The organism is Enterobacter cloacae complex sp. 2015409 (assembly GCF_041365315.1).
Classification (GTDB): domain Bacteria; phylum Pseudomonadota; class Gammaproteobacteria; order Enterobacterales; family Enterobacteriaceae; genus Enterobacter; species Enterobacter pseudoroggenkampii.
On sequence record NZ_JBFTVM010000001.1, the window covers coordinates 2,212,815 to 2,231,885 of the forward strand.

27 protein-coding genes are annotated in these 19,071 nt (G+C 46.8%); 8 read left to right on the forward strand and 19 right to left on the reverse strand.

Features of this window, described 5'->3' with window-relative positions; genetic code table 11:
* The first annotated feature begins 30 nt into the window (after positions 1–30).
* Together ACDO57_RS10790 and ACDO57_RS10795 are read left to right on the forward strand one after the other, a co-directional pair.
* Entirely contained in the window at positions 31–1,245 is a 1,215-nt protein-coding gene (locus ACDO57_RS10790; RefSeq protein WP_248273122.1) for an MFS transporter, read from the forward strand.
* On the forward strand, positions 1,235–2,047 hold the full coding sequence (locus tag ACDO57_RS10795; protein ID WP_370883960.1) for a Cof-type HAD-IIB family hydrolase: 813 nt from the start codon (positions 1,235–1,237) through the stop codon (positions 2,045–2,047). Before ACDO57_RS10790 ends, ACDO57_RS10795 begins: the two co-directional genes overlap by 11 nt.
* A 67-nt stretch (positions 2,048–2,114) precedes the next feature.
* On the opposite strand, the gene ACDO57_RS10800 is transcribed toward ACDO57_RS10795, so the two are convergent.
* A complete protein-coding gene (locus ACDO57_RS10800; protein ID WP_032649341.1) occupies positions 2,115–3,347 on the reverse strand; it encodes an MFS transporter in 1,233 nt (410 codons plus the stop codon).
* Positions 3,348–3,515: 168 nt separating this feature from the next.
* Here ACDO57_RS10800 and ACDO57_RS10805 point away from each other — a divergent pair, with 168 nt between their 5' ends.
* The 3 genes from ACDO57_RS10805 (at position 3,516) to deoR (ending at position 5,686) form a co-directional block, all read left to right on the forward strand.
* Positions 3,516–4,244, forward strand: coding sequence for a phosphatase PAP2 family protein (locus ACDO57_RS10805; protein ID WP_157188820.1), 729 nt, complete (start codon positions 3,516–3,518; stop codon positions 4,242–4,244).
* A gap of 7 nt (positions 4,245–4,251) precedes the next feature.
* A complete protein-coding gene (gene ybjG, locus ACDO57_RS10810; protein ID WP_032649343.1) occupies positions 4,252–4,860 on the forward strand; it encodes an undecaprenyl-diphosphate phosphatase in 609 nt (202 codons plus the stop codon).
* Between the two features lie 67 nt (positions 4,861–4,927).
* Entirely contained in the window at positions 4,928–5,686 is a 759-nt protein-coding gene (gene deoR, locus ACDO57_RS10815; RefSeq protein WP_008503427.1) for a DNA-binding transcriptional repressor DeoR, read from the forward strand.
* A 67-nt stretch (positions 5,687–5,753) separates the two neighbouring features.
* Here deoR and dacC read toward each other — a convergent pair whose 3' ends face one another.
* Positions 5,754–6,959 carry a serine-type D-Ala-D-Ala carboxypeptidase gene (gene dacC / locus ACDO57_RS10820; protein ID WP_048990359.1) on the reverse strand — a complete coding sequence of 402 codons (1,206 nt, stop codon included), beginning with the start codon at positions 6,957–6,959 and terminating at the stop codon, positions 5,754–5,756.
* Positions 6,960–7,200: 241 nt separating this feature from the next.
* Between dacC and ACDO57_RS10825 the strand changes: the two genes are divergently transcribed.
* A complete protein-coding gene (locus ACDO57_RS10825; protein ID WP_024908678.1) occupies positions 7,201–7,827 on the forward strand; it encodes a glutathione S-transferase family protein in 627 nt (208 codons plus the stop codon).
* Here the strand turns inward: ACDO57_RS10825 and ACDO57_RS10830 are convergent, their stop codons facing one another.
* The 5 genes from ACDO57_RS10830 to ACDO57_RS10850 all read right to left on the reverse strand — a co-directional run bounded on the left by ACDO57_RS10830 (position 7,828) and on the right by ACDO57_RS10850 (position 10,845).
* Positions 7,828–8,946 carry a PQQ-dependent sugar dehydrogenase gene (locus ACDO57_RS10830; protein ID WP_370883961.1) on the reverse strand — a complete coding sequence of 373 codons (1,119 nt, stop codon included), beginning with the start codon at positions 8,944–8,946 and terminating at the stop codon, positions 7,828–7,830.
* A gap of 106 nt (positions 8,947–9,052) precedes the next feature.
* Entirely contained in the window at positions 9,053–9,436 is a 384-nt protein-coding gene (bssR, locus tag ACDO57_RS10835) for a biofilm formation regulator BssR (protein WP_024908680.1), read from the reverse strand.
* Between the two features lie 371 nt (positions 9,437–9,807).
* Positions 9,808–10,029 carry a DUF2188 domain-containing protein gene (locus ACDO57_RS10840; RefSeq protein ID WP_072051591.1) on the reverse strand — a complete coding sequence of 74 codons (222 nt, stop codon included), beginning with the start codon at positions 10,027–10,029 and terminating at the stop codon, positions 9,808–9,810.
* A gap of 91 nt (positions 10,030–10,120) precedes the next feature.
* Positions 10,121–10,537, reverse strand: a complete 417-nt coding sequence (locus tag ACDO57_RS10845) for a hypothetical protein (RefSeq protein ID WP_228117509.1) — start codon at positions 10,535–10,537, stop codon at positions 10,121–10,123.
* Between the two features lie 77 nt (positions 10,538–10,614).
* Positions 10,615–10,845 (reverse strand): hypothetical protein, encoded by a 231-nt coding sequence (locus ACDO57_RS10850; protein ID WP_228117510.1) that lies wholly within the window; start codon positions 10,843–10,845, stop codon positions 10,615–10,617.
* Between the two features lie 41 nt (positions 10,846–10,886).
* On the opposite strand from ACDO57_RS10850, the gene ACDO57_RS10855 reads away from it, so the two are divergent.
* Positions 10,887–11,573, forward strand: a complete 687-nt coding sequence (locus ACDO57_RS10855) for a hypothetical protein (protein WP_090417608.1) — start codon at positions 10,887–10,889, stop codon at positions 11,571–11,573.
* A gap of 71 nt (positions 11,574–11,644) precedes the next feature.
* Here the strand turns inward: ACDO57_RS10855 and tnpA are convergent, their stop codons facing one another.
* From tnpA to ACDO57_RS10870, 3 genes are all read right to left on the reverse strand, one after another.
* On the reverse strand, positions 11,645–12,079 hold the full coding sequence (gene tnpA / locus ACDO57_RS10860; RefSeq protein WP_090417610.1) for an IS200/IS605 family transposase: 435 nt from the start codon (positions 12,077–12,079) through the stop codon (positions 11,645–11,647).
* Between the two features lie 153 nt (positions 12,080–12,232).
* Positions 12,233–12,526 (reverse strand): hypothetical protein, encoded by a 294-nt coding sequence (locus ACDO57_RS10865; protein ID WP_090417612.1) that lies wholly within the window; start codon positions 12,524–12,526, stop codon positions 12,233–12,235.
* Positions 12,527–12,573: 47 nt separating this feature from the next.
* Positions 12,574–12,858 (reverse strand): hypothetical protein, encoded by a 285-nt coding sequence (locus ACDO57_RS10870; protein WP_090417614.1) that lies wholly within the window; start codon positions 12,856–12,858, stop codon positions 12,574–12,576.
* Positions 12,859–13,343: 485 nt separating this feature from the next.
* On the opposite strand from ACDO57_RS10870, the gene ACDO57_RS10875 reads away from it, so the two are divergent.
* Positions 13,344–14,096: a hypothetical protein gene (locus tag ACDO57_RS10875; protein ID WP_090417616.1), complete on the forward strand. Its 753-nt coding sequence runs from the start codon at positions 13,344–13,346 to the stop codon at positions 14,094–14,096.
* Positions 14,097–14,115: 19 nt separating this feature from the next.
* Here ACDO57_RS10875 and ACDO57_RS10880 read toward each other — a convergent pair whose 3' ends face one another.
* The 9 genes from ACDO57_RS10880 to ACDO57_RS10920 all read right to left on the reverse strand — a co-directional run bounded on the left by ACDO57_RS10880 (position 14,116) and on the right by ACDO57_RS10920 (position 19,016).
* On the reverse strand, positions 14,116–14,421 hold the full coding sequence (locus ACDO57_RS10880) for a hypothetical protein (protein ID WP_090417618.1): 306 nt from the start codon (positions 14,419–14,421) through the stop codon (positions 14,116–14,118).
* A 270-nt stretch (positions 14,422–14,691) separates the two neighbouring features.
* Complete coding sequence (locus ACDO57_RS10885) at positions 14,692–14,886, reverse strand: hypothetical protein (protein ID WP_090417620.1); 195 nt, start codon at positions 14,884–14,886, stop codon at positions 14,692–14,694.
* Between the two features lie 549 nt (positions 14,887–15,435).
* Complete coding sequence (locus ACDO57_RS10890) at positions 15,436–15,795, reverse strand: hypothetical protein (protein WP_090417622.1); 360 nt, start codon at positions 15,793–15,795, stop codon at positions 15,436–15,438.
* A gap of 314 nt (positions 15,796–16,109) precedes the next feature.
* Positions 16,110–16,430, reverse strand: a complete 321-nt coding sequence (locus ACDO57_RS10895; RefSeq protein ID WP_148769053.1) for an HNH endonuclease signature motif containing protein — start codon at positions 16,428–16,430, stop codon at positions 16,110–16,112.
* Positions 16,431–16,494: 64 nt separating this feature from the next.
* Complete coding sequence (locus tag ACDO57_RS10900; RefSeq protein ID WP_175557786.1) at positions 16,495–16,644, reverse strand: hypothetical protein; 150 nt, start codon at positions 16,642–16,644, stop codon at positions 16,495–16,497.
* Between the two features lie 203 nt (positions 16,645–16,847).
* Positions 16,848–17,018 carry a hypothetical protein gene (locus ACDO57_RS10905; protein ID WP_153257551.1) on the reverse strand — a complete coding sequence of 57 codons (171 nt, stop codon included), beginning with the start codon at positions 17,016–17,018 and terminating at the stop codon, positions 16,848–16,850.
* A gap of 191 nt (positions 17,019–17,209) precedes the next feature.
* Complete coding sequence (locus ACDO57_RS10910) at positions 17,210–17,467, reverse strand: hypothetical protein (RefSeq protein ID WP_139210883.1); 258 nt, start codon at positions 17,465–17,467, stop codon at positions 17,210–17,212.
* Positions 17,468–18,035: 568 nt separating this feature from the next.
* Positions 18,036–18,326 carry a hypothetical protein gene (locus tag ACDO57_RS10915; RefSeq protein ID WP_228117511.1) on the reverse strand — a complete coding sequence of 97 codons (291 nt, stop codon included), beginning with the start codon at positions 18,324–18,326 and terminating at the stop codon, positions 18,036–18,038.
* A gap of 120 nt (positions 18,327–18,446) precedes the next feature.
* Entirely contained in the window at positions 18,447–19,016 is a 570-nt protein-coding gene (locus ACDO57_RS10920) for a hypothetical protein (RefSeq protein ID WP_370883962.1), read from the reverse strand.
* Positions 19,017–19,071: the final 55 nt, after the last annotated feature.

Sequence of the window (19,071 nt, forward strand, 5' to 3'; positions counted from 1 at the left end):
CGCTATTGTTGTACTTCTGGTGCTACCCCAATGACGCTGACCTCTCCCCGTAAAGCCCTGCAGCTCCGCCTGTGGGCGCTGTTTATGTTCTTCTTCATTCCCGGCCTGCTGATGGCCTCCTGGGCCACGCGCACCCCCGCCATTCGCGATATTTTGTCCGTTTCTACCGCTGAGATGGGCATCGTGCTGTTTGGCCTGTCGATAGGCTCCATGAGCGGCATTCTCTGCTCTGCCTGGCTGGTTAAGCGCTTCGGTACGCGGGCGGTGATCCGCACTACCATGTGCTTCGCGGTGTTCGGGATGATCGTGCTGAGCGTGGCGCTGTGGTTTGCCTCACCGGTGCTGTTTGCGCTGGGGTTGACGGTGTTTGGCGGCAGCTTCGGCTCGGCGGAAGTGGCGATAAACGTTGAAGGGGCGGCGGTCGAGCGCGAGATGAACAAAACCGTGCTGCCGATGATGCACGGCTTTTACAGTCTCGGCACGCTGGCCGGTGCCGGCGTGGGGATGGCGCTGACCGCCACCGGCGTGAGCGCCAATCTGCATATTCTGCTGGCGGCGCTGGTGTGCATTATTCCGATTCTGACCGGCATCCGGGCCATCCCGGACGGTACCGGCAAAAACTCCGCTGACGAACAGCACTCGGCCGAAAAAGGGCTGCCCTTCTACCGCGACTTCCAGCTGATGCTGATCGGCGTGGTGGTGCTGGCGATGGCGTTCGCGGAAGGGTCCGCCAACGACTGGCTGCCGCTGCTGATGGTGGACGGCCACGGCTTTAGCCCGACCTCCGGCTCGCTGATTTACGCCGGGTTTACGCTGGGGATGACCGTCGGACGCTTCACCGGCGGCTGGTTTATCGACCGCTACAGCCGCGTGGCGGTAGTGCGCGCCAGCGCCCTGCTCGGCGGCCTGGGCATCGCGATGATCATCTTTGTCGATGTGGACTGGATTGCCGGCGTCTCGGTGATCCTCTGGGGGCTGGGCGCGTCCCTCGGCTTCCCGCTGACCATCTCAGCCGCCAGCGACACCGGCCCGGATGCCCCGACGCGCGTCAGCGTAGTGGCAACCACGGGCTATCTCGCCTTCCTGGTCGGGCCGCCGCTGCTCGGCTTCCTCGGTGAGCACTACGGACTGCGCAGCGCCATGCTGGTGGTATTAGGGTTGGTGATCGTCGCGGCGCTGGTGGCGCGCGCGGTGGCAAAGCCGGAAACGAATCAAACGACACTGGAGAAGGGATATGAGCGTTAAACTGATCGCCGTCGACATGGATGGTACTTTTCTGAACGATGCCAAGACCTATAATCGCCCGCGCTTTCTGGCGCAGTACGCCCGCATGAAGGCGCAAGGCATTCGCTTTGTGGTCGCCAGCGGCAACCAGTACTACCAGTTAATCTCCTTTTTCCCGGAGATTGCGCATGAGATTGCGTTCGTCGCCGAGAACGGCGGCTGGGTCGTGAGCGAAGGTGAAGATGTCTTTAACGGTGAACTGTCGAGAGCCCATTTCGACACGGTCGCGAACGTCTTAAGCGACGTGCCGGGTATTGAGATCATCGCCTGCGGGAAGAGCAGCGCCTACACGCTGAAATGCTATGACGAGGGCTTTAAGGATATCGCGGCGAAGTACTATCACCGTCTGGAAATGGTGAGTGATTTTGACAACCTGAACGATATTTTCTTCAAGTTCGGACTTAACGTGTCTGACGATGAAATTCCGCGGATTCAGGCGCTGCTGCATGAAAAGCTGAGCGACATCATGGTGCCCGTCACCACCGGTCACGGCAGTATCGACCTGATCATCCCCGGCGTGCATAAAGCCAACGGTCTGCGGATCCTGCAAAAGCGCTGGGGCATTGACGACAGCGACGTGGTGGCCTTTGGGGACAGCGGCAACGACGTGGAGATGCTGCGTCAGTCCGGGTTCAGCTTTGCGATGGCGAATGCCAGACCGCATATTAAAGCGGCGGCGCGTTTTGAAGCACCGCATAATAACGATGAAGGCGTGCTGGATGTGATTGATAAGGTGCTGAACGGGGAGGCGCCGTTTAATTGACCGCGTGCGGTCTGGTGCCCTCACCCCTCACCCTGGCCCTCTCCCCAAAGGGGAGAGGGAAAAAAGATTATGGTTGCAGGGCGTTCCCGACGCGTTTGTCCTTCAGGAACACCACCATCAGGCCAACCCACAGCACGCCGTTGGCGAGGTTAAACAGGCTGAACAGCCCGTTGCCGCCCATCGCGTAGGCATGCTTGCTCACCTCGATACCGACGGTAAAAATCAGCATCTGCAGCATCCCCATCGCCGCTGACACCGTGCCTTTACTCATCTCGCTGGCAAACAGCGTCAGGCGCACCAGCCCGGCGTTCGCCACGCCAATTCCGAAGGCGTAAATGCTCAGCCCTGCAGTCATCCATAGGTAAGCGTGGGATGACGCGACGGTCGCCACCGCTGCCAGAATCAGCCCTGCCGCAATCGGCCAGCCGCCCATGATAATCAGTGAACGCACGGTGCGTCGTGACGTCAGACGTGCCAGCACCAGGTTCCCGATAATCAGCGCGCCAAAGATCGGCACCTGCAGCAGACCATACTCATAGCTGCTGAGCTTTTCACCGCTGATGATAATAACAGGCGACTGGGCAATCCACGCCAGCAGCGGCAGGCTAACGAACCCGGTCGCCAGCGCGCCCGCCACAAAGCGGCCATTCTTCAGCACTTCTTTGTAATCCCGACCCAGCTCTTTCAGCGAGAGTTTCTCGCCGATGCGGGTGGCCGTTTCCGGCATCGCACGGTGCAGGCCAAAGAACGCGAAGGCGGCGAGAAGCGCAAAGAGCACAAACATCCCTTCCCACGGCGCAACGTGCACCCACGCGGCCCCCACCAGCGGCCCGAGTAAGGGGGCGATAAGCGCCACGTTCGCCATCAGCGCGGTAATTTTGATGCACACCGCCTCTTCAAACGACTCCTGAATGGCGGCATACCCCACGGCGCCGATAAAGCACAGGCTCACCCCCTGCAGGAAGCGCAGCAGGGTAAATTGTTCAATGTTTTGCGCCAGCAGCGTGGCAAGACAGGTGACGATAAACCACACCACGCCCGTCAGCATCACCGGACGACGGCCAATACGATCCGACAGCGGACCTAACAGCCACTGCAAAAACATGCCGCCGGCCAGATAGGCGGTCATGGAGGTCGGTACCCACTCGATTCCCGCGTTGTACTGCGCCACTACGGCCAGCATACCGGGCTGGATCATATCGTTGCCGATATAGGTAGAAAATTCGTAGAGCACCAGACACAGAGGGAAAAGCAACGCCTGACGACCCAGACGTGAACCAGAAGAAGAACGGTTTAACATGCAATCTCTTTATAATGACAAAATCGCGACGAGTTTAATGAAATGCCGCAGCCCGAGATAGTGATTTATCGAGGATAAACAGAAATAAAGCACATATCGTCTTCGTTTAAGGTTTCCTTAAGTTGACAGATTTATGATAGCCCCATTACTCGTCAACGACCCCAAATTATGGCACTCACTTCCAGCCGTTCAGAATTGTCTAACTTACAGACAAATAAGACAAAACGACTTTACCGCTTGCCGGGCCGCTTTTATGGTTATCAGCTTTTCGTACTGGTCGTCCTTGCCGTGCTTTTCACGTGGTTATCACGCAATGAAGCGCTCGACAGATGGATCACCGGTTTTTGGTATGACGCGGCAACGCAGAGCTTTCCACTGCAGAAAGATCATCTGCTGGATCTGCTGAACCACCGTCTGGCGAAGTACATTGCCATCGCCTTAGGTGCCGTGGCGCTGTTTTACGGCGCTTACAAGCGTAACGCAAGGCTGGTCACGGCGGCGCTGCTGATGGGCGTTGGTGCGCTGGTGGTAGGCGTGCTGAAAAGCGTGAGCCATCACAGCTGCCCGTGGGATCTGGTGGAATATGGCGGTAAAGCTGTCTCTTATCCCCTGTTCAGCGCCGTCCCTGCTGACAGCGGTCCGGGGCGCTGCTTCCCCGGCGGTCACGCCTCCAGCGGCTTTATGGTGATGGGGCTGTTTTTTGCCTTCTGGCGCGAGCGTCCGCGTCTCGCCTGGTCCTTCGTCGCGCTGGGCGTGGTGTTAGGCCTGGTGATGGGCTACGGCCAGATCATGCGCGGGGCGCATTTTTTCTCTCACAACCTGTGGGCTGGGTGGTGGGTCTGGTTTTCTCAGGTGGTGGTCTACGGCCTTATTTCCACCCGGTTTGCTAAAGAGTGATAACGCTATGTTAGAGAATCTGAATTATCAGCTGTTTTATCTGATCAACGCCACCCCGGCCTCGCCTGAGTGGATGATCGACTTTGCCACCTTCCTGGCAAAAGATCTGATCAGCATCGTGCCCGCGCTGGCCGCCATCCTCTGGCTGTGGGGACCTCGTAGCCAGGTGAAAGCGCACCGCCAGCTGGTGATCAAAGTGGCGATGGCGCTGGGCGTGAGCGTTCTGGTGAGCTTCGCACTGGGTCATGTGTTCCCGCACCCCCGTCCTTTTGTGGCTCACGTGGGCTATACCTTCCTGCACCACGCGCCGGATGACTCGTTCCCGAGCGATCACGGTACGGTGATCTTCACCTTCGCACTGGCTTTCCTGTTCTGGCATCGCCTGTGGTCTGGTGCGGTCCTGATGGTGGCAGCCCTGGCAATCGCCTGGTCTCGCATTTACCTGGGTGTTCACTGGCCGCTGGATATGGTGGGCGGTTTCCTGGTCGGGCTGATTGGCTGCGTGAGCGCGGCTATCCTGTGGAGTCTCTTCGGTGAAGCGCTCTACCGCACGCTGTCTTCACTCTATCGTGCCATTTTCGCTATCCCGATCCGCAAAGGCTGGATACGTGACTAACCCCAACCTGACAGGTTACACTTGAACCCCCGCCCTGCGGGGGTTCACTTTTTTATCCCGAGGAACTATGGAAACACGTCGCGATGACCGCATTGCTCAGCTGCTACAGGCGCTGAAGCGCAGCGATAAGCTGCATCTTAAGGAAGCCGCCAACCTCCTCGGCGTCTCAGAGATGACCATTCGTCGGGATCTGAATAGCGAGAGCGCGCCCGTCGTGCTGCTGGGCGGGTATATTGTGCTTGAGCCGCGCAGCGCCAGCCATTATCTGATCAGCGACCAGAAGACGCGCCTGGTGGAAGAGAAACGCAAAGCCGCGCGGCTTGCAGCCTCACTGGTACAGCCGCACCAGACGCTGTTTTTTGACTGCGGTACCACTACGCCGTGGATTATCGAGGCCATCGACAGCAGCATTCCGTTCACCGCCGTCTGCTACTCCCTGAACACCTTTCTGGCGCTTCAGGAGAAACCCGAGTGCCGGGTGATCCTATGCGGCGGCGAGTTTCACGCCAGCAACGCCATCTTTAAGCCGCTTAACCTGCAGGACACGCTCAGCAATCTCTGTCCGGATATCGCGTTTTATTCCGCCGCCGGCGTTAATGTGCGCCAGGGCGCGACCTGCTTTAATCTGGAAGAGCTGCCGGTGAAGCACTGGGCGTTGAGCGCCGCGCAGTACCATGTGCTGGTAGTCGATCACAGCAAGTTTGGTAAGGTACGTTCGGCAAGAATGGGCGAGCTTGCGCAGTTCGATGCCATCGTCAGCGATTGCCGCCCGGACGACGAGATCGTGGCCCACGCGAAGGCGCAGCAGGTGAAGTTGATGTATTAAACGGGGTGCGGTCTGGTGCTCTCACCCCGGCCCTCTCCCACAGGGAGAGGGAGAAAACCCATCGAGTTTAGCTAAACCAGCTGCCAAACCACCCGTGGAATTTCATCATCACGAAATCCCACATCCGGCTGAAGAAGCCACCCTCTTCCACCGCTTCCATCACAATCAGCGGACGCTGTTCAATCGACTTACCGTTGAGCTGGAAATCAATGGTTCCGACCACCTGGCCTTTTTTCAGCGGCGCGGTGAGCTGCGGGTCGGTCAGGGTGTAGCTGGCTTTCAGGTTTTTCAGCTGACCGCGCGGAATGGTCACCGAGCCCGCCTCACCCGCGCCCAGGTTCACTTCGCTCTTGTCGCCAAACCAGACGCGTTGGCTGACGAACGTGGCATCCGGTTTAATCGGCGTCACGGTTTCATAGAAGCGGAAGCCCCAGGTCAGCAGTTTTTCTGATTCATTAAAGCGAATACGGTCGGTTTTGGTGCCCAGCACCACCGAAATCAGGCGCATATCGCCCTGGGTCGCGGAGGCCACCAGGTTATAACCGGCACCCGCCGTGGTGCCGGTTTTCATCCCGTCCACATTGACGTTGCTGCTCCACAGCAGGCGGTTGCGGTTCGGCTGGCGGATTTTGTTGAACGTAAACTCTTTCTCTTTGTGGATCGCGTATTCATCCGGCACGTCGTGGATCAGCGCTTTCCCCAGCAGCGCCATGTCGCGCGCGGTACTGAACTGTCCCGGCGAATCCAGACCGTGAACCGTTTTAAAGGTCGTATTGGTCAGGCCCAGCTTTTGCGCGTAGCCATTCATCAAACCAATGAAAGAATCCTGGCTGCCGGCAACATAATCGGCCAGCGCGATGCACGCATCATTTCCCGACTGAATAATTACCCCTTTGTTCAGATCGGAAACGGAAACCTGATCGCCCGGCTTCAGGAACATCACCGATGACCCGCGCAGCGCCGGGTTGCCGGTCGCCCACGCGTCCTTACCGATGGTCACCATATCGTTCAGCTTAATCTTGCCCGCTTTTAACGCCTGGCCCACCACATAGCTGGTCATGATTTTGGTCAGGCTTGCCGGATCGAGTTTCTCATCCGCATTCCCTTCCGCCAGCACTTTACCGCTGGAATAATCCATCAGGATCCAGGCGCGCGCATCCACAGGCGGCGCTTCGGGCGCAGCCTGTTCAGCTGCGTAGAGCGTTGGTGCAAACAGGAAAATAAGCGCAGAGCCGGTCGCCAGGCTGCGCAGAGAAGTCATTTTACGCGTCATAAATGCCACCCGAGTGTCCATTCAAAAATTACGTCACATCACCGTGTCGCAAGAAGCGATGAGTAATAGCGCACTAAAACGGTTAAAGAAACCCAACGAGGGTAAAGTTATTAAAGTTTATGCAATAACATTCAGATACGCTTTGATTAAGACGATTTTTTTGTCTTCTGTTGCGTAATTGTTAGGTTTATCTCACCATGGCGAAAGGCTGACTCGGATTCACATCTCATCGGGAGTAAATATGATTACGCTGTGGGGCAGAAATAATTCGACCAACGTTAAGAAAGTGCTCTGGACGCTGGAAGAGCTGGATTTACCGTTCAATCAAATCATGGCTGGCATGTCGTTCGGCGTGAACAAAGAGGCAGACTATCTGGCCATGAACCCGAACGGTCTGGTGCCGCTGCTGCGCGATGATGAAACAGACGCGACGCTTTGGGAGTCCAACACCATTGTGCGTTACCTCGCCGCGCAGTACGGTCAGGGCCGTCTGTGGGTTGAAAACCCCGCCCGGCGCGCTCAGGGCGAAAAGTGGATGGACTGGGCAAACCAGACGTTATCCCCGACCCACCGCGTGATCCTGATGGGGCTTATCCGCACGCCGGAAGCTGAACGCGACTATCCCGCAATTCACGCCGCGCAGGATGCCTGCGAAAATCTGTTTGCGATGATGGATGACGAGCTGGCGAAGCACGCATGGTTCTCCGGCGAGGCGTTCGGCACAGGCGATATCGCCGTGGCGCCGTTCGTCTGGAACCTGACCAACATGGGTCTGAAGTGGACGCCGCGCCCTCACCTTGAGCGCTGGCTTAAACAGCTGAGCGATCGCCCGGCGTACCGCAACGTGGTGATGATCCCGGTCACCTGATTACGCTCCGGACGGGCTGACTTTCAACAGCTGCCCGTCCGTCTCGTCGGTCAGGACATACAGATACCCATCCGGCCCGACCCGCACATCGCGAATACGCTGGTCCCGGTCGCCCAGAATGCGCCCGTCCTCCGTCACCTTGTTTCCCTCCACGCTCAGCACGATCACGTCCTTCTCCTTCAGCGCCCCAATAAACAGCTTGTTTTTCCACTGCGGGAAAACGTCGCTGTTGTAGAACGCCATGCCGCTCACCGCGGGTGAGACTTTCCAGACGAACAGCGGCTTCTCGGTGCCCTCAACGTGCTCGCCTTTGGCTTCCGGGATTTTCAGGCCGCTGTAGTTAATGCCGTGCGTGGCCAGCGGCCAGCCGTAGTTCTTACCTTTCTCCGGAATGTTGATCTCATCCCCGCCGCGCGGGCCATGCTCGTTCAGCCAAAGCGTGTCGCTCCAGGGGTTCATCGCCATCCCCTGCGGGTTGCGAATGCCGTAAGACCAGATTTCGGGCCGCGCGCCGGGGGTATTCACAAAGGGGTTATCCGACGGGACTTTCCCGTCTTCGGTGAGGCGCACCACTTTACCCTGCAATTTATCCAGATCCTGCGCCGTCGGACGCTGATTGTTCTCGCCGAGTCCGATAAAGAGAGAACCTTTGCCGTCAAACACCAGTCGTCCACCAAAATGGTTCCCGGTGGAGAGTTTCGGCATCTGGCGGAACACCACCTGGAAGGCTTCAATACGCGTAAAATCGTCGCTTAGCCGGCCATAGCCCACCGCCGTCCCGGCTTTGCCGTCACTCCCTGCTTCGGCGAAGCTCAGCCAGACGCGGCGTGATTTTTCAAAATCCGGGGCGAGGACCACGTCCAGCAGCCCTCCCTGACCGTTTGCCCAGACCTTCGGCACGCCGATAATCGGATCGGACACCCCTTTTCCGTCCTGCCAGCGTTTGAGCTGACCGTCCTTCAGGGTCACCAGCAGGCCTTGATTGTCCGGCAGAAACGCCAGAGACCAGGGGTGATCGAGTTTATTTTGCAGCACCTCGACCTTGACCGCCTCTGGCGCAGCAAGAAGCGAAAATGGAATGAATAACGCAGGCAGGAAAATCAGCGAGGATCGAGGCATAACGCGCTCCTTTATCGGCATATGGCATAAAGGTTAGCCACTGCATCCGGGCGCGTTACCACTTTTACAAAAGCTTAATCAGAAGGGGGAGTTGCCTCCCCCGGGATCAGTGCTGTTCAAGCTGTTTGTGCTCGTTCAGACACATGATGCATAGAGAGAGCGTTGTCAGGCAGTTTTCAAGCTTCTCCGCGTTTACGGCGATAAAGTTCGGGCAGTCGTGGCGTCCGTTCATCAGACACACCCCTGCTATGGAGAGCACCTCGGCGGCGCGGCGCAGCGCTATTTCTTCACTTTCGCCGCCGTTCGCCTTCAGGGTCGGTGCTTTTTCACGCATGAAATTACACAGTTCAAACAGGTTATCACGCAGATGTTCGCTTTCGCTGACTGACATATACCCTTTTGCCTTCCTCAACTGCAGGTACGCGGCCAGGTCGATTCGGGCGTTGATCAGCTTGTTCAGCAGATCGCGTTTAAGTCTGTCAACGGTCATGCTCTTTCCTCCTCTGTCAGCCATGGTGCATTGTCAGGATAAGTTCATTTTTTGTACAGTTTAATGCCTGGGATCAATTTTTATTAACTGATTAACATAATTTACAATGTTACAACCTCGGCCCGACGCATCCGCCTTGCAAAGAGTGTATAAATCCCCCGCGATACGCTGTAAAATCCCGCCCTGATAACTCCATAATTGATGAATTTTTAACCTATGAGCAATGTTACGCACCAGCCGAAAATCGGCTTCGTCTCCCTGGGCTGCCCTAAGAATCAAGAAATAAAATCCGCCTGATTAATCTTCATTCACCGTTATCTATTGAAAAGACAAAAAAAAGAGGCCATCGGCCTCTTTTGCTTTACTGAAATTTATCCCTTAGGCGGATATGGATCGTTGCCATATGAGTCACGAGAACGAATCTGCCCATCACGTCCATGAATTAACAATTCACTTTGTTGATGTCGAGCTATCTCACGAGCAGCTTCTATAGCTTCAGCTTGCGTTGAATGTACAGAAGTTGCTCGTTCATTACCTTCACCTTTTACAGCCCATCCATCAGGATGCGTTACTACATGTTGGTTCTTACCCATACAAATTACCTGCTGTGTGAAATACACCATGTGGTGCAATAAGTAAGTATAGACACAACATGTAGCGTTACGCTTGCTTAAAATCACATTTTCAGTACTCAACCGTCACAACCCCACAGATTACCTTAGTACCGTTCCATTCATCCTTGTAGATACTGGTATCAATACCCACCCCGAGTTGAAACGTGTACCCTGTATCATTAACAAACTTCTGGTACTTGGCTGTGGCTGTCTGTACTGAAGCGTCATAGTACTTATGTCCAGTGTACTTAAACCCTGCTGAACCTTGCGGTACAATCCATGCCCCATTGGATGAGAAAGTACTCGCATGTTCAATCACCTTGTATTCGAATTCTGAGCCTGTGTAACGGCCTGTATACGCTTCTGATGTGTTGATCTTGCTGAAAGGTGGATTGTCATAGGCAACATCATAGAAACGGTCTGGTGAGTACTGGAGAGCGTCACCAATGATCCATTCTGCCTCTGGTAGTACCCTCTTTCCGATCATTACGTACTCTGGATTCAGCTCAGCACAGGTAATGTGTGTTGGCTTGTTTCTCAAGTACTGGTAGTAGCTGAGGCGACCTATACCCGCACAAAGTTCAATACATTACATTGACCAGTACAACCAGCATCAAGTATGAAATCCCATGCGAGCATTTCAGGTATGAAGAAAGCACCAGTAGCCCCTATACCATCGCCTTTGTAGTTGTTGAAGATAAACTCTTTATCGTCTTGGGTTAGTTGCTTATCTGAGTGGATGAGATCCATTACTTGAATGTGTAATGCTGATTCCTTTTTTGTAATTCTTGCCATAAAATACCATTTACCATTTAATGTAAAGGTATTTAGGAAGAATGAAACAGTGGGCTAAAGGACTTTTTAAAAACTTTAAACTGTCCCATATAAGCTGGATGATTGTTGGGGTGTTTCTTACAGAATTTATCACTTGGGTTTTATATAAGACCCCAAAAAAAATTACAGCTCCAGGCTTTTCAGCGATTGTAGCTGCCTGTGCTTTATCTTTGGCTGTGTATTCAGCGTATCAATTGACAAAATGGATAAAAAGCAAAGTAAATGATAAAGGGTTTAAAAAGTGTGAAGCTATCATTGATAAAATCCAAGAAATAGCTGTAGAAGCTGTGAAAATCAATATCATTATTGAGGAGTTGTTTATAACAAAAAAAGTCATTATTAATGAAAGCATTTATAATAAAACTATTGAAAAGTTAAATATTGAAAAGGAAAAACTCAGAGAAGTAATGTTAGAAATGCATGCTCATGAATTGCATTTACAGATTTGGGGATTTGAAATTTCAACAAATTACTCATTAAAAGAGTTCAATGACATCTTAATAAAATATATTTCATCAATTAATAAAACAATTAAAAACTCGAAACAACTGTTGCTAATTGGGGAATATAAAGAAGTAGGTAAAGATAGGGAACAATATAAAGAGGCATTACGAAGAGTTAGCGATTACATGGATACAATTAATGGTTCATCTTTCGATGAAATCTTTGTACCATTTGGTAAGAAGTAAAAGACCACCTTCTTAGAAGGTGGCTTTCTAGAATGCCCCCTGTAAGGGGAGCTATTGTTTCCTTCCTGTTTCTACTCTAGCAATTCCATCTGCTGTTCGTGCGTTTGTTCCGTTTTCTCCTGATGCCGCACATATCGTCTGATGATCTCTTCGTTTACCTCTACCGTATCGACAAAGTAGCCGCGTGACCAAAAATGGTTTCCCCATAACTTCTTCCTGATATGTGGAAAACGATTGTAGAGTCTGATGGCACTGCGGCCTTTCAGATGCCCCATCAGGGTTGATATTGAGATTTTAGGTGGGACGCTTACAACAAGATGTACATGATCTGGTTGAACATTTAACTCCAGAACCTCACAATCTTTTATTCCGCAGAGAATGTAGATTGTCCTGTAAAGCTCCTTACCCAGCTTATCTTGGAGGATCCTGAATCGATATTTTGGCGTCCAGACTATGTGGTATTTGCAACGCCAATATACATGTGATGAACTCCTGTAAAGCCCCATGTCAGTCTGTCTCCTTTTACTTGTGGTGAGTAAGAAGAGATATTCCGACATGGGCATTCTTCAGGCTATAGCCTTACAGGATCAATCACCACCTCCCAAGAGGTGGTTTAGGGATGACAATGAAAAACCACATCATTGTAGTGGTTTTTTAAGTTATTTCGCTACAACCTTCCAGCGTCCACCAGGCTTTGTTATCTCATACTGGTACTGATCATCACACCATACGTCTATGCGGCCTGAGAAGTTCGCATTGCTAAACGTTGTGACTTTATCGCATGTGTAATCACGCTGGATAAGAGCCTGAGCGAAATCCTTAGCATCCTGTAACTCTTGCTCTGTAAGCTTGTTAGATGGTTCTTCGGCTTGTGTTTCATGCTTGTCATCACCACCCGCGAGTTTGATGAATAATGCTATCAACACCAATACAACAGCTATAATCCTTCCCATTGTTAAACCTTATAGATTATCTGTAGTTTATACCGTAACTATTTCCATCAGTCCTTAATGAATTGTTGTACTGAATACCCTACCTCGCCCGAATGACCGAACGACATGAACCCATGATCCATAACCTGTACGTTACGTATCGTCATAGGTTCTTCAACCGTAACGCAACTACCAGCTTTGACCATCTTCAACATCACACCCTGATCTTTAGTCGAGATAGCACTAATCATCTTCATCAGATTTCCGTAGCTGTCACAGTAAAAACCCTCAGAGATAGTAGCGGCCTGTGATGAACCGGCCATGAATAGTACTGCCAATAATAATTTTTTCATTTTCTTCCTTATAAGCTACAAGAAATGATAGTTAGGAAATGAACAACAGATTTCCCATCATGGATAGTATCGGCCTTAAGTGGAATTTCTTTACTTGCATGCGAAATGAATAGTAGAAAATCAGTACTGAGGATTATCATGTGATAGCTTCACGCCACACCCACACCTTAAACAAACCTACCCATCGTGGAGGTTGTGAGGTTGTGAGGTTGTGAGGTTGTGAGTGTACTTGATTGCGTTTACAGTGGTAAAGTACAATAATCGTTCAAATGATTTAGTTGTGGGTTTTATCAACAATGGAATTAAAAAAACAAACTTAGTATTATTGGGAATCAATATAGTGCTGTTTATCGTTGCAATTTTAGTACTAATCAAGGTTCTGTTTTCTGGTTCCCCGGAATAGTTTGGAACCATGACCTCGTTTAGAGTGGCCTCCACTTTAAATGGTTAATATCAAGTTCTTTTATGAAGATAAACGAGTATATATGATCATTTCACGTAATGTTGATTACTTTGAGCTACTCCTAGATAAGACCCGCAATCATAATGGTGTTATTAATGCGGATAATCTGGATATAGAAAAAATTAAAAATGCCTTTGAGAGATCACATGACATACGTAAATTTGAGATTGGTCTTTATTGGCAGCGTTCTGGATACATATTAGGTTTTTTATCAGTGCTTGCTGCTGCGATTGCTTATTGCTTTTCTGTGTATTTCAAAGAAACAACAACTGAAAGCACTAAGTTTATCATGATATTAACAATGACTTGTTTAGCGGTTATCGGAGTATCATTATGTAACTTTTGGCGACGTATAATCAAGGCTAGCAAGTACTGGCAAGAAAACTGGGAATATAATATTGATATGCTTGAACCCTTTGTATCTGGTAATCTTCATAAAATTCACTTCTATAAGACAGACAAACAATATAATAGATTCTCAATTAATGAAGTTGTATTGTCAATATGCAACCGCATTAATATTATATTATACATGATCGTTTTTTTCGTTTTCGCATTGATCATAAATGAACTTTTCCCTTTTAATAAAGAATTTCCAATATCAAAAGCGACTATTTATCTTGTAGGTTCGCCTCTACTTTTAATTTACTTGTTAATTGAATTTGTTGGCTTAGCTATTTTTCGTAAATCGGATAAATTTAGACCGAGGAGTAGAATTATTTCCAAAGATCAATTAAAAGTTACGATTGATAAAATTAACTGTTCAAAAGGTTAATTTATACTAATAGCATGGTTTATTTGTATAGCCATTTATCACTTGGGTAATCATCGGAATATTGCCTCTTTAAATGGCTGTATAATGTCTTCACTGCCCTTATGGTTGTTTCTAGTTCAGGGTTGACGGTTAGCTGCTGGAAGTAAGCAGCCTCATCATTTTGTAGTTCTAAGTAGCAGTACATATCAATAGTTTCTTTTTTATATGTACCATGTAGTTCTAGTACCAAACCACTATCGCCATCAGTTTCTACTCTGATTTTGTCTGTAACATATAGAAAGTAAAATGAATCATCTTCGTAAGTCTGAAATTCTGTTCTAAGCATATGTAAATCTTGTTATTAGATTAGTACCGCTACCCCTTCAATGTATTTACTGATAATGCTTAGATGAGGCTGTAAGCAATTAAATTAATACAATGAATCTTTAAGCATCCCTGCCAACTGGCTGGCCTCTCTACTACTCAGTACCGTCCAGTAGGTATTACACTGTTTGGTAAGTACATATAATTGGGATTATTAGCATACAGGTTATGTCCAGTAAAAAAGCCGCATATAAATTGCGGCTTTATCTTCTAATTCATATCTAGTAGTGAATTAGTTATCGAAAATATCTGAATCACCTTTCCTATTATATGCCTGTTCAAACATTTTCTGGATATCACTAACTGGTAAATTGATTTGTGCATCTGATGGTAATTGCTGGTTAGTAATTCCATCATATAATATAACCGTATCTTTATAATCATCGTTAACGGCATATCGCCCATAAATCTTTGTGTATGTAGTCATTTCTATCATCCTCGTGTGTGTTTGATAAGTTTATTATTCCAGACTAAATAAAAAAGTGAACCCCCTTAGAGAAATATTTAATAAAGTCAATACTGGCCGCGTTTCCAGTTAGGTTTCATTAGATATTCCTTTTTGTTAGTAATGCCCTCTGTGGGCGGCTGCGTGTGCGGGCGACTCGTTCAGGTGTGACTCCGTGGCGACTCACAAATACTTTGAATAATTACTTTGATAGTAGCTCTTGGGGTTTTGTTACTTTGACAGTACTGTTACTTGTCTGAGCGAAAGCGAGAAAAAACGCTTGCGGGTTTTTGATGCGATAGCAGAGAAAAACGCAAAGTTACTAACCAATACTACGAGGAGTTCTCTACGAGTAGTATTCGTGACGCAAGTCACAGTTTCATTGAATACTGATAGAGAAAGAAATACATGGAATGAAATGGAATGGATTTCGTATCTCTATACTTAGTTGCCGTATTGACGATAAGACGCGGGTTTCAGGAGCTTTTTTTTGCCGTATTACGGCATGGAACTATGCGTATTAAGGCACAATTAACGCAAACTCTTTAAGTACTCAATCATGTCATCAATATAGTTACCTTGTTTTCGTAGCTCTAATAGTTTATCTACCTCTTTATACGTTAGCGTTCTTTGTCTATGTGCTGGTGCTGGTAGTGCGTCTGGGTGCTCCATCATATACTGCTCTATTCGTTTTGCTGCATCCATGATCGCTGCCCCGTAGTAGCTTATCATACGTTCTTTTACTTGTTTCTTATTCTGTTGTACTTTAATAGCATTGACAGTACTGAATAGTAAATCATTTCGAATTTCATCCTCATTACTCAATACTGTAAACAAATCATATACACTAATTTTATCTCTCACATTAAGTTTAGCTATTGAATCCTTCATAATGTTCTTGATATTTTCACATGGGATATCTTTATATAGCTTGCACTGACTAATTAGTGCCTTTATACTTCTGTTATCAAAACTTGAATATGTTTTGTCATAATAAACACATTGTAAAAGGTTAATTAATACTGGCCTGATGTGTTCCTAGCATTCAGGCTTTTTTCTTAATTATTTCTAACAATACTACGATAACCAGCACGGGAAATGTTACGATTAAACTTAGTATTGAAGTACTGACATAGTTTCTCACCAACAAATGCAGAATTTCGGATATCTTGCTTCTGTTCTTCCAATAATTTTTGGCGTTCGATTTACTTACGTTTGGCTTTAAGAATATTCTCTGATTGTGTTATCCATCGTAAGTTACTTACTTCATTGTTTAGTGGGTTATCGTCAATATGATCTACAACTAATCCCTTGTGTTGCCCTAAGAATGTTTCAGCTACTAAGCGATGTACCTCATGCGTTACTGTTTTCTTACTACCCTTATTACCAACTGATAGTGATACCTTACGATAACCACTGCTTTTACTGATACCACCTTCTAGTACTTTACCATTTTTAGTATTACGTACAGTACCGTAGTTACTTACTTCATAATTTTCATATTGAGTTTGTTTGAAATATTCCATTTTATAAATATGCTAACTAATCCTTGTTAGTACTGCAAAATATTTTTTACGATAGTATCAAACGTTACTTACCCATAATCATGTACTGATTAACTAAGTAAACTAAAGCACCACTTTGTGACTTTGCTTTTCCTTCATCGACAAATTTTTGTAGTGCTAATAGATGTGACTCAGATAAACGTACATTTATTTGTTTCTCTTTTTTATCTTTCATCGAGTGTACCTTGAATATTGCTATACATTTTTCAGAATAAAATGAACCCAAAAAAACCGCCATTGCGATGGGGTTTACTTTAAGCATTTGGAGGATTTTTATCATGGTAGAACGAATGTTCTATATACTATATAGTATCTCATGACTTTTGAACATCCCAAAAACTGCTAATAACTAGTACCGAATTGTGTTCTTTCTACTTTTTATTTATCTTTTAATTTTTGGGGAAACTGCCAGATACGGGCGATAATCCATAAAACCACTATAATTAGTAGGTACAGCATCCAACCAAGTAATAAGTACTGGATGAATCCTGTACCCATGATGATAACGCCAATGATCAGTACTAAAGAAGTGATTAACCAATCTACCATTTGAATACTCCCGTGATGATTATTATAGGAGTGTTTATTGAATTTACTTCACAAATGGTCTGTTATGTAGTTATAACCAGTAATTAATTCTAATATTTTACCTGCTATCTATTGATTCTTTTGCCACTGTATTTCCTTTAGACGTAAAAAAGCCGTAACGGTGTACGGCATTATTTTTCCATTTTGAATAACTACTTTAATGGTTCAAACTGTGTAATAGTACCATCACACCATTCAACTAATGGTAATCCACTTGGATGGTAACCAATGATAGTACCAGTACGATTACCATCATTAACTTTACCACCTAATTCACCATTACTTATATGAATACCAAAGTAATAACCACATTTATCATTAGTACATTGAATACCAAAGTTATCATTCACTGTCATTACTTCACCACATTCAGTATCACCATTACATTTTGGACATTTCATTTCTAACATAGTTATTACCTTTTCTATTGATTGAATTAAAATATATATTGGAGATTACCCTAAACTACCATATCATTCACCCCAACTATTTTACAGCTGGATAGTAATAAAAACAGTTTGAGGTACTTCTATTGTTTTATTCATTTTCATGTGGCAGGCCTAGCCTATGAAGGTAAGAGGCGACCCGATTACGACAGATAAATCATCAAACCACCGCTTGATGAAATTTATTATCCCAAACATTTTTATTTCGGCAAGCATTATTTTTGGGTTGGAATAGGCCGATCCCCCTCCAGGCCTTTATCCATGCGACTTTCAAACACTTAATTTTTTTAATTGAAAATTTCTAAGAACTATAAATTTCAATAGTATTTGAACAGAATGGTATTGATAAGTATATTCCTCAAAAGTATTGCCAAAGTACATAAACAATAAACCCCGATACTTACGGGCTTAGTACTGTTACTCACGAATTATCTGTTCATTAGTAACCATGAGTATATTTTATTTATGAGAGTGAAAATAAGTACAAAAAGCCCCTAGAGGGGCTTAATAAAAATAGTTGGAGCTATAATGTTTAATGTATTTTGAATTTTTCAATAAATTGTTGACGAGTTAACCCTGTCGTTTCGAGTGCACTTGTAATCGCTTTAGGCAATCTACCATTAAATGAAATAGTGTATACCACACCTTCAAAAGCAATCGTTACTTTCTCGTGCTTTCCAGTATTAGGCCAAAATTGTGTACCTTTAATTTCTGGATAACCAACTTCGAAAAGCAAAGTTACAGGAGTATCATACATTGCTACATAGCTTTCTTTTAATTTTCGCAAGTAACCTACTGCCTTTTGGATTTCAGGCATCTTCATTATGATCATTTTCAAGTACTGTTAGTGTCCCCTCTTTCCCTGTATCAAAATCGATATCAAACCGCCAATGTGGTTTTCTATCAACGCCACCAAACACCAAAACTTCAAAACTTCAAAACTTCAAAACTTCAAAACTTCATCATTACCATAATATTTAATTCTTATAGTTATACATTCCTCTGTTTTATCTACCACGATATATTCTATAATTGCATCAATAACTTTTCTGATCTTATCCCTATCATTATCTTCCATATTTATAAAAACAGCCCATTGAATAAGGATGAGAAACTCCATGATATCTACTTCAAAAGAACCTTTTCCTTGCAATGAAACTAATCTTTCTTTCAGTTTCTCTACGGATAAAACAAGTTCCTTTCTCTTGCTATTAATTTCGTTCAAAGAATGACCCAAAGAACTTACATCAGGTGCAATAGCTATTGCAGTAACAATATTAGAAATTTGAGTATCTAAATCTTTGATCAAGGTTTCTTTTTTATTGAGTTCTTCTAATACGGTTGTATCAGTACCACTTCTCCTACTTTTATCCATGTAGCCAATTAATAGTGCAATCATAGTACAGTGTTCAACTAATTGTGCTGTGATTGACCAACCTGAACACCCCTTTTGTAGATGTACTCCGTTTGTACAGATGTATCGTGCTTTGCCATGATTCATAAATGAATGCATAGTACCGCCACACTTATTACATTTGAGTATCGATAGACCAGAAAGTAATTTTCTA

Excerpts from the sequence above, each read along its gene's own strand:
- ACDO57_RS10850 (WP_228117510.1), bottom strand. The coding sequence starts at position 10,845 with ATGGCAAGAATTACAAAAAAGGAATCAGCATTACACATTCAAGTAATG.
- ACDO57_RS10825 (WP_024908678.1), top strand. The coding sequence starts at position 7,201 with ATGATTACGCTGTGGGGCAGAAATAATTCGACCAACGTTAAGAAAGTG.
- ACDO57_RS10885 (WP_090417620.1), bottom strand. The coding sequence starts at position 14,886 with ATGACTACATACACAAAGATTTATGGGCGATATGCCGTTAACGATGAT.
- ACDO57_RS10915 (WP_228117511.1), bottom strand. The coding sequence starts at position 18,326 with ATGAAGATGCCTGAAATCCAAAAGGCAGTAGGTTACTTGCGAAAATTA.
- ACDO57_RS10875 (WP_090417616.1), top strand. The coding sequence starts at position 13,344 with ATGATCATTTCACGTAATGTTGATTACTTTGAGCTACTCCTAGATAAG.
- ACDO57_RS10845 (WP_228117509.1), bottom strand. The coding sequence starts at position 10,537 with ATGATCGGAAAGAGGGTACTACCAGAGGCAGAATGGATCATTGGTGAC.
- ACDO57_RS10795 (WP_370883960.1), top strand. The coding sequence starts at position 1,235 with ATGAGCGTTAAACTGATCGCCGTCGACATGGATGGTACTTTTCTGAAC.
- bssR (WP_024908680.1), bottom strand. The coding sequence starts at position 9,436 with ATGACCGTTGACAGACTTAAACGCGATCTGCTGAACAAGCTGATCAAC.
- deoR (WP_008503427.1), top strand. The coding sequence starts at position 4,928 with ATGGAAACACGTCGCGATGACCGCATTGCTCAGCTGCTACAGGCGCTG.
- ACDO57_RS10900 (WP_175557786.1), bottom strand. The coding sequence starts at position 16,644 with ATGAAAGATAAAAAAGAGAAACAAATAAATGTACGTTTATCTGAGTCA.
- ACDO57_RS10895 (WP_148769053.1), bottom strand. The coding sequence starts at position 16,430 with ATGGAATATTTCAAACAAACTCAATATGAAAATTATGAAGTAAGTAAC.
- ACDO57_RS10880 (WP_090417618.1), bottom strand. The coding sequence starts at position 14,421 with ATGCTTAGAACAGAATTTCAGACTTACGAAGATGATTCATTTTACTTT.
- ACDO57_RS10920 (WP_370883962.1), bottom strand. The coding sequence starts at position 19,016 with ATGCATTCATTTATGAATCATGGCAAAGCACGATACATCTGTACAAAC.
- tnpA (WP_090417610.1), bottom strand. The coding sequence starts at position 12,079 with ATGGGGCTTTACAGGAGTTCATCACATGTATATTGGCGTTGCAAATAC.
- ACDO57_RS10890 (WP_090417622.1), bottom strand. The coding sequence starts at position 15,795 with ATGAAGGATTCAATAGCTAAACTTAATGTGAGAGATAAAATTAGTGTA.
- ACDO57_RS10870 (WP_090417614.1), bottom strand. The coding sequence starts at position 12,858 with ATGAAAAAATTATTATTGGCAGTACTATTCATGGCCGGTTCATCACAG.
- dacC (WP_048990359.1), bottom strand. The coding sequence starts at position 6,959 with ATGACGCGTAAAATGACTTCTCTGCGCAGCCTGGCGACCGGCTCTGCG.
- ACDO57_RS10790 (WP_248273122.1), top strand. The coding sequence starts at position 31 with ATGACGCTGACCTCTCCCCGTAAAGCCCTGCAGCTCCGCCTGTGGGCG.
- ACDO57_RS10905 (WP_153257551.1), bottom strand. The coding sequence starts at position 17,018 with ATGGTAGATTGGTTAATCACTTCTTTAGTACTGATCATTGGCGTTATC.
- ACDO57_RS10840 (WP_072051591.1), bottom strand. The coding sequence starts at position 10,029 with ATGGGTAAGAACCAACATGTAGTAACGCATCCTGATGGATGGGCTGTA.
- ACDO57_RS10910 (WP_139210883.1), bottom strand. The coding sequence starts at position 17,467 with ATGTTAGAAATGAAATGTCCAAAATGTAATGGTGATACTGAATGTGGT.
- ACDO57_RS10805 (WP_157188820.1), top strand. The coding sequence starts at position 3,516 with ATGGCACTCACTTCCAGCCGTTCAGAATTGTCTAACTTACAGACAAAT.
- ACDO57_RS10865 (WP_090417612.1), bottom strand. The coding sequence starts at position 12,526 with ATGGGAAGGATTATAGCTGTTGTATTGGTGTTGATAGCATTATTCATC.
- ACDO57_RS10855 (WP_090417608.1), top strand. The coding sequence starts at position 10,887 with ATGAAACAGTGGGCTAAAGGACTTTTTAAAAACTTTAAACTGTCCCAT.
- ACDO57_RS10830 (WP_370883961.1), bottom strand. The coding sequence starts at position 8,946 with ATGCCTCGATCCTCGCTGATTTTCCTGCCTGCGTTATTCATTCCATTT.
- ybjG (WP_032649343.1), top strand. The coding sequence starts at position 4,252 with ATGTTAGAGAATCTGAATTATCAGCTGTTTTATCTGATCAACGCCACC.
- ACDO57_RS10800 (WP_032649341.1), bottom strand. The coding sequence starts at position 3,347 with ATGTTAAACCGTTCTTCTTCTGGTTCACGTCTGGGTCGTCAGGCGTTG.